This is a genomic window from Actinomycetospora sp. (genome assembly GCF_055612215.1).
In genome coordinates, this window is record NZ_JBVPVA010001186.1 from 1 (window position 1) to 12,001 (window position 12,001).

Genomic DNA, 12,001 nt, shown 5'->3' on the forward strand with positions numbered 1-12,001 from the left:
CCTCGGGGCTCCGGGCGTGGGCCTCTCCCGCGCTGCGCCGCCGGGCACGCCTGCTCGTGGGGGTGGCCGCGCTGATTGCCGCGGCGGCCCTCGGCGCGGGCGCGGTCCTGGTGATCGACGGCATGACGCCCCAGCCACCCGCGCCGGCACCCTCGGTCACGTCGTGGGGTGCGGTGGTGCAGGGAGCGGGAGATGACGGCGCGACGCTGCGCTCGGCGCCCGCCGTCATCGGGGGGACCTCCCGCGGCAAGGTCGCCGAGGGGTCCAGCATCCGGGTCGAGTGCGGCGTCCGGGCCGCGCCGGTGTTCGACGCTGCGACGCCGGTGGGCCACACCAGCTCGGTGTGGCTGCGCACGCCCGAGCACCTGTACGCGTCGTCCCTGTACCTCTACATCGCCGGGAAGAACACGATCGTCAACTGCGAGCCGGGTCTCCCCGACCTGTCCCTGATCCCCGAGATCGCCCAGCCGGCACCGCGCTGACGGCACCCTCCTGCCGGAGCGTGCTCGCCCCACGCACGCGTGAGCGTGCGTGGGCAGGCGGCCGCCGAGGTCACCTCCCGGTAACGCTGACCGCGAGCGGCCCGATCGTCCACCGGTAGCAGCGGTGACGGCGGTCGGGGGACGCGATGGGAACGTCCGGAGCAGTGCTCGAGGCCCGCGGGCGGCACCGCGCGCCGGAGCCGGCCGCCCTGGACGCCCCGACGGTGCGCCTGCCGCGGGTCGCGCCGGTGACCGCACCCTCCGCCGTGGGGACCGCGCACCGCTGGTGGCCCGCCTGGGTCGGCGGCGCGGTCCTGGTCGCGGCCGCCGGGTCGGTCGTCGCGATGACCGCCACCGCGGCCCCGGCGGCGCTCGTCTCGTCCGACCCGCCGGTCTCCTCCTCGACGGTGCCCACCCCGGGAGGCCTCGCCCTGCCGGCGCCGACGGCCTCCCCCGCCGGCGACGTGTCCACCCTCGCCCCGGCGGCCACGGGGACCCCGGTGCCGCGCGACCTCGTCGGGAAGGGCGCCGAGGCCGTCTCCGACGAGCTGCGCCACGCCGGCTTCGACGACGTGCTCTTCCTCAACCGCGACGACGGCGACGTGATCGTCCCGCACGACATCTTCCACGTGGTCGCCGTTCCCGCCGCCGGGACCCGCGTCGACCCGGGCGCCCAGCTGGTGGTCTACACCGTCGAGAACCCACCGGCGCCCGCCCCGCCGCGGTCGTCGTCGCGCGCGGTCACGGTGCCCCAGGACCCCCGGATCTGCGCCACCTACTGGGTCACCAGCCTCGACGAGAGCCACGGCGAGACCCTCTGCGACTACGAGGACGAGGTCCGCGCCGCCCACGCGCGCGGGACGTTCCCGGGGTCGACGAGCACCGCGGGAGGCTGAGCGTCTTCCACCGGGCCGTCGCGATGGATCGGACGACCGGCCATGCGCCCACCGCCCGACACCGCGATCAGGTGGAGAGCCGGACCCGGGCGAGGAGCGCGCGGTGGTCGCTCCCGGGGAGGTCGAGGATCCGCAGTGCGGTGGGCTGCGGGCCCGCCCCGGCGAACACGTGGTCGATCTGGGCGCCGAACCAGGCCGGCCACTCGGTGTCCCAGGTGGGGGTGAGCCCCTGCCCGGTGACGACGCCGGCGTCCTGGCAACCGCGCGTGCCTTCACGGAGCTCGCGGTGGTCGAGGGTGGCGTTGAAGTCCCCCACGACCATCGCCGGACCGCTGCCGGCACCGCACCACGTCCCGAGCTGCGCCAGCTCTCCCGGCCAGCTCTGGATCTTCCCGGGCCAGGGCGCGGTGATGTGCACCGCGACGAGGCGCACCCTCCCGAGCCCACCGCCGGTCAGCTCGAGCCACGGGTCGGACGGGCCCTGCGAGAGCACCCGTGAGCCGACGGGGCCCAGCCCGGGGGCGGTCAGGACGGTGATCCCGTCGACGTCGCCGGCCCCGGGCAGGACCGCGACGGAGGACCGGTACGCGAGGTCGGGGATCGTCGCACCGAGGAGGCCACGGAAGCGGTCGGCCGACTCGGGCAGGACCACGACGTCCGGCCGCTCACGACGGATCGCGGCCGCGAGCGCCGGGACGTCCGCGCGTCCCCGGTCCACGTTGAACGACAGCACCGTCAGCTCCCGGCCACCGGGCGCGGGCGCCGCACGAGCCACGGCCCGGGGCACCACCAGGGCGCCCGCCACCACACAGACCAGGAGCGCGGCGACGCCCGCGACGCGGAGCGGCCGCCACACGATCATGGCCACCGCCACGAGAGCCGCCGCGACGGCGAGTTGCCACCGGAAGGCGACGAGGGCCACGAAGGGCAGCCACCGGTCGAGCCCGAGCTCGTCGGGCAGGAGCACGAGCGCGGTGATGGAGACGACGACGAGGACGACGACCGTGTCGACGAGCCGCCGCGCAACCGGGCGCGCAGGAGCGGGAGCCGTCCCGACCGTGAGCGGGTGCGTACGCGTCACCTCCCGGCTCGTGCGAGCGTCGGCGCCAGGGCGATCGCGACCAGCGTCTGCACGGCGAGGTGGATCGTGGCCACGGCGAGGATCCCATAGGTCGGGAGGAACACCCAGGACAGCCCGAGGACCGAACCGGTGAGCAGGAACTGCACCGCGAGGATCCGGCCCAGCTTCTGGCGGACCCGATTGAGGCTCATCCACACGATGACGACGATGCGGGGCAGCACCGCCAGCACGACCACGCGGAGCATCGTGGTCGAGTGCGCGACGTAGGCGTCCCCGTAGAGGGCCAGGACCAGCGGCGCGGCGGCGCACACGACCAGCACGAGCGGCAGGGCGATCACGGTGATGCGCCGCAGGAGGCTCGTGGTGAGCTCGGCGAGTCTCTCCTTCTGCCGCGCGCCCTCCACCGTGAGGGAGCTGGCGACGTTGACGAGCGCGACGTCGAGCACCGCCGCGACGCTCCACGCGACGAAGAAGTAGGCGTTCGCCTCGTCGCCCGCGCGGACGACGACCATGATCGGGAGCACGTAGTTCGCGGCCGTGGCGCCGATCAGGGCCAGGTTGTCGAGCGTCATGAACGCGGCGACGTCCGCGCGGGAGACCGACTCGGCCCCGTGCGCCGACTCCCGCCCGTGCCGGGGCAGCAGACGACCGAACAGCAGCGCGTTCATCAGCACCAGCACCGGGACCATCGCCAGCAGCCAGGACCAGAACACCCCGGACCCGGGGAAGGCGGCCGCGAACGCGACGAGCAGGACGAGCTTGAGCACGCCGAAGAGGCCGTTCTCGGCGGGGACCCACGCCGTGGCGCGGGCGCCGATCGCCACGCTGTCCTGCAGGGCGAACACCGTCCACACGAGCAGTGCGCCCACCAGCAGGGCCACTCCGGCCGGTCCGTACCGCAGCAGCCCACGGACGATCTCCATGTGACGCAGGAAGGGCAGCGCGACGAGCGCGACGACGACGCTCGCCGCGGCGACGGCCAGGTACGCGCGGAGGGCGTAGAGCCGGCTCCGCGACCCCGCCGTGGGGAGGAACCGGATGAGCGTGTTGTACAGGTTCAGTTCGGCCAGGTTCGCCATCAGCACCATGGCCGAGATCAGGGCGGCGGAGGCGCCCACCACCGCCGGGCTGTAGAGGCGGGCGGCGACGATCCAGTAGAGGAACCCGAGCACCGCCGTGACGCCCGTGTTGACCGCCAGGGCCATGGCGCTGCGCTGCATCGGGTCCCGCGGCACCAGACGCATCCGCACCCCGGCGAGCGTCCCCGTCACGTCGGTCCCCCCGCCGGTCGCGCGACCGGGCGCGCCTGCCTCGTCACGGCAACGTCGGGGACAGGACCAGGCGGCCGTCCCGCCAGGTGTAGGTGACCCGGTCACCCGAGGCCCAGGACTGCTCGACCTCCGCCAACCGGGGCACGAGCGGCTCCGGTCGACCGCCGTCCGCCGAGCTGGTCGAGTCCCACAGCGCCACGGAGTGGGACCTCGGGCCCGCCTCGGGCTGCCAGAGGAAGACCGCGTCGGCGCCCGCGTCCCCGACCTGCAGGATGGCGTCGAGGGCCACGTCCGCGGCGTACGCCGAGGCGGCGTCGTCGCCGGGCGCCACGTCCGCGTGCAGTTCCATCCACCAGACCGGCAGCGGTGGCTGCCCGGGGCGGTTCGCGTGCGCGACGAGCCACCGCGTGACCGCGGCGAACTTCGCGTTCGAGGCTTCGGGCGTGGTGATCAGGCCCTTGTCCCGGGTGCCGTTGGACCCGTCGACGGCGAGGAAGTCGGCGCCGACGGCATGGGCGAGCCAGTACTGGACGGCGTCGAGGGCACGCTGGTCCACGGTGCCCCACGGGCCCGAGATCGAGGACGCCTCGGGCGCGTCCTTCCAGCTGTCCATCGGCACGTAGGGGCCGCCCACCATGATCGTGGGGTCGTAGGCCTTCAGGGCGCGGTAGACCTGGTTGTAGAGGTCGGTGTAACCCTCGATGTCCCACCGGTCGTGCTCGGAGTCGTAGAAACCCTTGAGCTCGTTCCACACGACGAAGTGCTTGACCTGCGGGTACCGCTTCGCGACGTCGACCGCGAGCTCGGCGAAATCGGCGAAGTGCGCGCGGTCGGGCGCGACCTCGATCCGGCTCCAGTCCGTCTCCCCCGGATCACCCCCCTTCATCCAGTCCGGCGCTCCGCACAGCGTGATGACCGGTGTCACGCCGACGTCGTCCATGAACGCGACGCGGGCATCGAGCGACGCCCAGTCCCGCTCGCCCCGCGCGGGCGAGGGGTTCAGGACCCCCCAGCCCATGATGTGCTGATTGGTCATGTCGGTCTCGCGCCGCAGGATGTCCTTGGCGCGGTCGGTGGCGGGCTCGGGGTTCCACGCGTCGGCGCTGTCCTGGGTCAGCGCGGCGCCGACCATGAGGGCCTGGGGCGGTCGGGGTGGCGACTCGTGCAGCACCACGCCACCCAGGAGGAGCGCCACGGCCGCCGTGAGCGCCGCCGCCGTCCACCACTGCCAGCGCATCAGGTCCCTCCCCTCGTCCCGCGGTGTCGTCTCAGAGGGCAGAGCCGTCCTCGGTCGACCAGGCGCGGGCCGACACCAGGCTGAGGTCGTCGAACCACTGCCAGGACGAGTCGGGGGTCCGCCAGTCCCCGTAGCAGGCGCGCAGCAGCAGTTCGTGGTCGCGGGGCTTCAGCCACGATCGCCCGAGGAAGTCGAACGGCTCGAGCGCCTCCACCGGCAGGTGTCCCACGACCTCGACCGGCCCGGTGCGTCCCAGCCCGTAGACGTGGAACGCGCAGGTCCGTGGGTCGACGGGGTCCATCCGGAAGAACTCGAACTTGAACCCGTGGCGGACCACGACGCGCTCGGTGCAGACGCCGGCCCGGCTGTGGAAGCGGAAACCACGGGAGAACCCGGCCGCGAGCAGTTGCGCCTCGGCCTGGTCGAACAGCGCGGCGTCCTGCGCGGCGAACCCGAAGTCGGCGTCGCCGGTGTCGCGCGGGAGCAGCCGACCCTCGCGGGCCCAGCCCAGGAGCATCCCGCCCCAGACCCAGTAGCGCCCGGCGAGGGGACTGTCGGCGAGGACGTCGTTCAGCAGCCGCAGGTCGCGCTCGAACACCGCGCCCCGCCGACGCCGGTACTGCTCGCTGAGCACCGGGACCACGTCCGGGGCGCGGTCCATCACGCGGGTCAGGGCGATCAGGGGCGAGACGGTGCGGTTCTCCGGGACGGCCCACAGCTTCCGGTAGATCGAGAGCTTCCCGCGCAGTGTCGCCCACCGGGTGGCGGGCGGTGCCAGCTCGGCGCGCACGAACGCATGGGGGTCCGCACGGGGACGCGGGGTGTCGAGGGTCATCGCACGAGTCCTTCGAGGGTGGGCCGGACGTGGTCGCGGCGACGGGGTGCGAGCTGGAGGACGGCGTCCCGGAGACGGTCGTGGTCCGACGGGGTGCGGACGGCCACGCGCCAGTAGCCCTCGCCGGTCCCGAACTTGTGGGACACGTCCTTGACGTGGATGAGCTGCTTCTCGACCAATCGCGCCGTCAGCTCGCCCGTGGCCGCCGCCGGGAGCGACAGGCGCGCGAGCACGAAGTTCGCGCCGCTCGGGAACACCCGGTCGACGACCGGCAGTCGCGCGAGCGTCGCCGTGAGGTCCTCCCGGTCGCTCACCGTCCGTCGGAGGGACTGGTGGAGCGCGGGGCGGTGCTTGAGCATGATGTCCAGGAAGTTCTCCGCCACCGAGTTGACGGCCCAGATGGGGGTCTCCTCGGCGATCAGGGCGGAGAGTCGCGGGTTCCGGGTCATGAGCGCGCCCAGCCGCAGGCCCGGCACGCCCAGGCTCTTGCTCAGGCTCTTGATCACGAGCACGTTCTCGAGGGGCGTCGAGGCGAGGATCTCCGAGAGCGGTTGCTGCCCGGAGAACTCGATGAAGGACTCGTCCACGATCACCGTCGTGTCCGGACGCGATCGCGCGAAGTCGGCGATGAGGTGGCTGTCGAGGGTCGTGCCGGTCGGGTTGTTCGGGTTGACGAACACGACGACGTCGGCGTCGGTCGCCGTCCGCTCGACGTCCTCCCAGTCCACGCCCGGACCGTCGACGTACGTGGCGGCGTCCGGGAAGATCCGCGGGTACTCGCCGAACGTGGGTTCCGGGATGAGCACGCGTCGGCCGGCGAACCAGGACCGCAGCCACGGGTAGCACTGGGAGGCGCCGCCGAGCAGGTGGGTGTACTCGTCCGGCCACCGCAACGCCCAGGACAGTTTCGTGTTCAGGACGGTCTGCGTCGAACCGTAGTTCTGCAGGAGCTCGGGGAGGTGGAACCGCAGTTCGGAGAGCATCGCCGGGGTCGGGAAGTGCATGTTGCGGATGAACGCGAAGTCGAGGACGCCCAGGTCCCAGGATCCGCCCCACGTCGACTCCAGGATCCCGTGGCGCGCCGCCGGGCTGAACTTGAACTCGGCCACCCGCAGGTCGGTCGGGTCGTCGACCTCGCTCCAGAGCTCCGCGTCGATGACCTCGGCGTGGATCTCGGCCTGCTGCATGTAGACGAGCATCCCGAGGACCATCTCGTAGTAGCAGTTGTCGTCGATGAGGCGCGCGTAGGTGGTCAGCAGCCGGAGCAACGTGGTGGCGCAGAAGTCCCGGGAGAACTTGTAGATGTTGAGCGTCTTGAACTTGTCGCTGAAGTCGAAGCTGGCCGACTGCTGGCTCGGTGGGATGACCTGCGAGACGACGTCGTCCTCGGTCAGCGCCACGACGGTGCCGTCCATCCCCGGGTGGTACCGGTCGACCAGGGCGACGTTCTCGTGCGAGCTCTTCATGAGGCGGTCGAGCACCGCCGGCTCGTAGATCAGGTCGGACTCGATGAGGAGGAGGTCGGAGTCGAACGTGATCTGCTCGAACGCGAGGGCCATCGAGAAGATGTTGTTCGTCTTGTCGTAGCGCTCGTTGTGGATGAACGTGAACTCGAAGTCCGGATGGGTCACGCTGACGTGCTCGGAGAGCTCCTCGGAGCGGTACCCCGTCACGATGAACACCTCGTGGATCCCGTGCAGGCGCAGGCCGTGCAGGATGCGGTCGATGATCGTGCGACCGCCGATCGTGAGGAGCGTCTTGTGACGGTGGTCCGTCAGCGGGCGCATCCGCCGGCCGTAGCCGGCCGCGAGAATGAGAGCTTTCACCGGTGCACTTCCTCGGATCGGACGGACAGGGCGGCCGTGGTGGGATCGACGTCTCTGGTCATGAGAATCCGTAGAGGTGGAGGGCGAGGATCCCCAGCGCCACGGCACCGGCGCAGACCCGCAGGACCGAGCCCGGAGAGCGCGAGCGGGCCGGGGTGACGGGCCGGGACTCGCGCACGAACTCGGCGACCACCAGGAGGCCGACGACGAGCAGGACGCTCACCCAGCCGACGGGTCCGGAGAGCACGGCGTTCACGACCGGTCCCCGTCGCCGCGGCGGAGCCGGAGGCCTCGGGCGGCCTGGGCGCACCCCGTGACGAGGACGAGGACCAGCACCGTCCCAGCAGGTGACCACAGACCCAGGTAGAGCTGCGCGGTGGCGATCGCGGTCGCCAGTGACGTGCTCGCCGCGACGGCGAGCCCGACTCCCAACCAGCCCCGGGCCAGATCGCAGGCGTCGAGCAGCGCCCACCCCGGGACGACCATGACCAGGAGGAGCACCAGGACGGCGCGTACCGGGGACGCCGAGTCGCCGACGACGAGAGCGGCCACGAGCAGCGCGACCACGGAGGGGAGGTAGGGCGCCACAACCGGGATCGACCGGAGCGGACCCGACGGGCTCCAGGCGGCGCTGCGTCCGCTCGACGTCGTCATGAGGGAACCCGACCCGTCAGCTCGAAGAGGGCGACGTCGTCGTTGACGTACACCGTGCGGAACGCCGGCGAGGTCCGCAGCACCGTCAGGAGCCGGTCCTGGGAACCCGGGGGGAAGGGCCCCAGCAGGTCCAGCTCGGCGCCCTGGCTCCGGCTCACGATCAGGAGCGACCGCTGGCCGGGTCGGGCCGCCATGCGGGCGGCGACCTGTGCGGCGAGGACCCGCCGGTCGGGGGCGTCGAGGTCGACGGTGCCCTGCGTCCCGACGTCGGGCGCCGACTCGACCGCGTTGCCGTCGTTCAGCAGCCGGTACTCGTCGTCGGCGTAGTGGGTCGAGCGCCACGGGAGGCCGCCGGTCACCGAGGTGAGCACCGAGCCCGCCGGGGCCAGTCGGTACATCTGCTGCACGCCGGCGACCTCGCTCGGCGTGTAGAGGTCCATGCGCTCGTTGCCGTAGGCGGTGAAGGGGAACACGACGACCAGCAGGACCCCGACCAGCAGGACGGGCAGCAACGTCCCCAGGCGGATCGACGGTGCCGCCCCGACCAGCCCGGCCGCGGCGAGCAGCGCCATGAAGGGCAGCGCGAACAGGGTCACCCGCATGAGGGCCTCGCCGCCGTAGGACTGTGCCGCGATCACCGGGTAGGGGCACAGCGCGAGCGCGGCGAGGCCCTTGGCGAGCTGCGGTCGCCGGCCCCGCACCAGGCGGTAGGCACCCAGTGCGGCCAGCGCCCAGAGGAAGGCGGTCTCGAGGAGCCGGAGGCGGGCGATCAGCGCGTGCCCGGGAGAACCGGTCAGTCGCCGCTCGACGGTCTGCTGGAAGATCGAGGCGAACGCCCCGAACTGGTTGAACGTGTCCGGGTGGCCGGCCGAGTAGGCCGCGGCCGCGTACCCGGTCCAGGCCAGCGTGGCGAGCACCAGGACGACCGGGAGCGCGCGGAGGCGCGACCACCCGAGCAGGGCGGCGGCGCCCGTGGCGAGGGCGAGGACGAACGGGGTCAGCTGGTGGCCGGCGATGGTGACGGCGCACAGCAGCAGGACGAGCGCGAGCAGGAGGGTGCGCTGGTACCTCGTCGTGGCCCGGCCGGGCAGCGCCGGGGCCGCGGACGACCACAGCCATCCTCGCCACCTCGACGACCGCTCCGCCGGCCCTGCGGCACGGGCCGCCCGGGCCTCCGCGAAGGCGGGGACGTCGAGACCGAACCACTCGAGGACCACCGCGATGACGGTGAGGTAGACGAACAGGTACCAGCCCTGGGGGGAGAAGTAGTCCTGCCCGATCCAGTTGGCCACCGTGAACAGCCAGGCGGCGAGCCAGACGATCCTCCGGTCCCGGAACAGGCGGTTGCCGATCGCGACGAGCGGGAGGAGATAGAGCAGGTTGTGGACGACCGGGGCCCACGCCAGCACCGGGGTCGGGTCGCTGACGCCCGTGGCCTGCCAGACGAACGCGGTGACCGCGAAGAAGGCCGGCCAGTTCTGGTAGGCGTCCAGGTTGGGGTCGACCGCGCCCCGCGCGCGGAGGTAGTCGGCGATGCCGACGTGGCGCCACGCCACGCTGAAGCGCATCTCGTGCTCGCCCACCACCCCCAGCCCGTGCAGCACCAGGACCGTGGCCACCAACGACAGCACGAGGGCACCGGTCCGCCCGCCGTGGAGCGCCACCAGGAACGACGCCACCACCAGGGCGACGCCGATCCACGCCGCGGCCGGGAGCACCGACACCAGACCGAGGTCGCTCACGTCCCGCAGCGGGAGGTTCGCGACCGACACCCACCACTCCGCGACACCGGTGCCCGCCAGGATCACCGCCACGTGATCGAGACGGCGTCGCGGACCGGCGCGCAGCACCACGGTGGTGGAGGGCAAGGCGGGTCCGCCCGCGGAGGGCGGTGCGTCGACCCGCCGCGGGATCGTGTCAAGCACGACGCGCGCCCCGCACCCGGGAGCGCGACCACCGCACCACCGACCACGCGCGCGTCAGCGCACGGTCGGTCCGGAAGATCCTGTCCACGTCGACGCCCCGGACGACCCGGCCGAAGACCTCCGGGGTCGTGGAGCGCCGCACCGTGAGCCGGGGCACGGACAACGGGTCCCCGACCCCGACGTCGGCCACGGCGTTGGCGACCGCTGCGGCCTGCCGGTACCCGGCCGTCGCGACGGTGTCACGGACGCGCGGGCTGCTGTATCCGAACGGGTAGGCGAGGCTGGTGACGGGCGTCCCGAGACGGTCCTCGAGCAGCGCCCGGCTGTGCCGCAGTTCGGTCGCGAGCGTCCCGTCGTCGAGCTGGTCGAGCTCCGGGTGGCTGTGGCTGTGTGCCGCGACCTCGATCCCGCTGGCGGCCAGCTCACCGAGCTGGGTCCACCCCATCGTGCGGTCCAGCGGCCGACCGGCGGCCTCCGCCCCGGCGTCGCGCACCCACCCCGTCGTCACGAAGACCGTCGCGGGGAACGCGTGCTCGACGAGCAGCGGGAGCGCCGCCTCGTGGGTGTCGGCGTACCCGTCGTCGAACGTGAGGACGACGGGCCGGGTGGGCAGCGCGGCGCCTGTTCGGACGCGCTCGCCGAGGTCGCCGAACGTCAGTCCGGTGAACCCGTGGTCGCGGAGGAACCGCAGGTGCGCGTCCAGCTGCGACGGTCGGACCGAGAGCGACCGGGTGGAGGCGGGCGGGTCGTCCGTGACGGAGTGGTACATCAGGACGGGGACGGCGAGGGTCACCGGGTGGCTCCCGCCCGCCGCCTCGTCTCCCGGACGCTCCCGACGGCGAAGCCGGCGCTCGCCCACGCGACCCCGACGAGCACCGCCCCGGCGCGCCGCATGCCGTCCGGGTCCCCGGCCAGTCCCTCACCCAGGCCCCGGAGCACGGCGCGGCGCAGTGCCATCCCGGTGTAGCGGCGCTCGGCGGAGAGGCCGTCGTGGAGCCCGACGCTCCGCGCGACGAGCGCCTTGGACAGGCCCTCCGCGTAGCAGCGGGCCCGGAAGTAGGAGAAGCGCTCGCGTTCGGCGGGGACCCGGTGCCGGATGACCGCGCCCGGTTCGAAGACGAACGTGGCGCCCGGACGGCGTTGGGCCGCCCTGATGCAGAGCTCGGTCTCCTCGCACCCCAGCGGCCGCCGGTTGCCCGAGGACCGCCCGATGTGGGTCGGGAACCCCCCGACGAGGTCGAACAGTCCCCGACGGAACGCGGCGTTGCCGCCCAGGAGGTTCCGGACGACCCCGGGGTCGCGGCCGACGAAGGTGCAGCCCACGACCCAGTCGAACTCCTCGGGCCACCACGGGGGGCGCCCGGTCGCCCAGGCGGGGAGGGTCAGCCCGCCCACACCGACGACGCGGGGGTCACGGAACGGGCGGGCGAGTGCAGCGAGCCACCCGGGCGCGGCCACCGCGTCGTCGTCGAGGAAGGCGACCACGTCGCCCCGAGCCACTCCGATCGCGGTGTTCTTGCCGCCCGAGAGACCCTGGGGACCCGTGTTCTCGATGACGGTGACGTCGAGCGACGCGGCCAGGCGTTCGCAGAGCCCTGGATTGTGGTCGACGACGACGATGACCTCGAACGGCGCGGGCTGCTGCTCCGTCAACGACGCGACGGCAGCCACCGTGTCGGCCCACCGGGCGTCGGAGAACGCGCAGACGACGGCCGAGATGCTCGGCGGGCCGGGCCGGCGGGTGGCCTCATCGGTCCCGACGGGCGCCGCGCTCGTCCCGGCGCTCACGGCGCT

12 protein-coding genes are annotated in these 12,001 nt (G+C 73.1%); 2 read left to right on the plus strand and 10 right to left on the minus strand.

Annotated features, from left to right (window positions below; all coding sequences use genetic code 11):
* Together AC0CYZ_RS31740 and AC0CYZ_RS31745 are read left to right on the plus strand one after the other, a co-directional pair.
* Positions 1–482 (plus strand): hypothetical protein (locus AC0CYZ_RS31740; protein ID WP_472222264.1); only part of this gene is annotated, 482 nt, incomplete at its 5' end.
* A 146-nt stretch (positions 483–628) separates the two neighbouring features.
* Complete coding sequence (locus AC0CYZ_RS31745) at positions 629–1,378, plus strand: hypothetical protein (protein ID WP_472222266.1); 750 nt, start codon at positions 629–631, stop codon at positions 1,376–1,378.
* A gap of 67 nt (positions 1,379–1,445) precedes the next feature.
* Here the strand turns inward: AC0CYZ_RS31745 and AC0CYZ_RS31750 are convergent, their stop codons facing one another.
* From AC0CYZ_RS31750 to AC0CYZ_RS31795, 10 genes are all read right to left on the minus strand, one after another.
* Positions 1,446–2,459, minus strand: a complete 1,014-nt coding sequence (locus tag AC0CYZ_RS31750) for an endonuclease/exonuclease/phosphatase family protein (protein WP_472222268.1) — start codon at positions 2,457–2,459, stop codon at positions 1,446–1,448.
* Positions 2,456–3,730, minus strand: coding sequence for a lipopolysaccharide biosynthesis protein (locus tag AC0CYZ_RS31755; protein WP_472222270.1), 1,275 nt, complete (start codon positions 3,728–3,730; stop codon positions 2,456–2,458). The genes AC0CYZ_RS31750 and AC0CYZ_RS31755 overlap by 4 nt, the downstream gene beginning before the upstream one ends.
* A 43-nt stretch (positions 3,731–3,773) precedes the next feature.
* Complete coding sequence (locus tag AC0CYZ_RS31760; protein WP_472222272.1) at positions 3,774–4,967, minus strand: GH39 family glycosyl hydrolase; 1,194 nt, start codon at positions 4,965–4,967, stop codon at positions 3,774–3,776.
* A 31-nt stretch (positions 4,968–4,998) separates the two neighbouring features.
* Positions 4,999–5,802 (minus strand): hypothetical protein, encoded by an 804-nt coding sequence (locus AC0CYZ_RS31765; protein ID WP_472222274.1) that lies wholly within the window; start codon positions 5,800–5,802, stop codon positions 4,999–5,001.
* Positions 5,799–7,628: an aminotransferase class I/II-fold pyridoxal phosphate-dependent enzyme gene (locus AC0CYZ_RS31770; RefSeq protein WP_472222276.1), complete on the minus strand. Its 1,830-nt coding sequence runs from the start codon at positions 7,626–7,628 to the stop codon at positions 5,799–5,801. The genes AC0CYZ_RS31765 and AC0CYZ_RS31770 overlap by 4 nt, the downstream gene beginning before the upstream one ends.
* A 58-nt stretch (positions 7,629–7,686) precedes the next feature.
* Entirely contained in the window at positions 7,687–7,884 is a 198-nt protein-coding gene (locus AC0CYZ_RS31775; RefSeq protein ID WP_472222278.1) for a hypothetical protein, read from the minus strand.
* Entirely contained in the window at positions 7,881–8,216 is a 336-nt protein-coding gene (locus AC0CYZ_RS31780; RefSeq protein ID WP_472222280.1) for a hypothetical protein, read from the minus strand. Before AC0CYZ_RS31780 ends, AC0CYZ_RS31775 begins: the two co-directional genes overlap by 4 nt.
* A gap of 62 nt (positions 8,217–8,278) precedes the next feature.
* The gene (locus AC0CYZ_RS31785; protein WP_472222282.1) at positions 8,279–10,150 is read right to left on the minus strand and encodes a hypothetical protein; all 1,872 of its coding nucleotides are present in this window, start codon (positions 10,148–10,150) and stop codon (positions 8,279–8,281) included.
* Positions 10,151–10,199: 49 nt separating this feature from the next.
* Positions 10,200–11,000, minus strand: coding sequence for a polysaccharide deacetylase family protein (locus AC0CYZ_RS31790; protein WP_472222284.1), 801 nt, complete (start codon positions 10,998–11,000; stop codon positions 10,200–10,202).
* On the minus strand, positions 10,997–12,001 hold a 1,005-nt coding region (locus tag AC0CYZ_RS31795), incomplete at its 5' end, for a glycosyltransferase family 2 protein (RefSeq protein ID WP_472222286.1). The genes AC0CYZ_RS31790 and AC0CYZ_RS31795, both read right to left, overlap by 4 nt.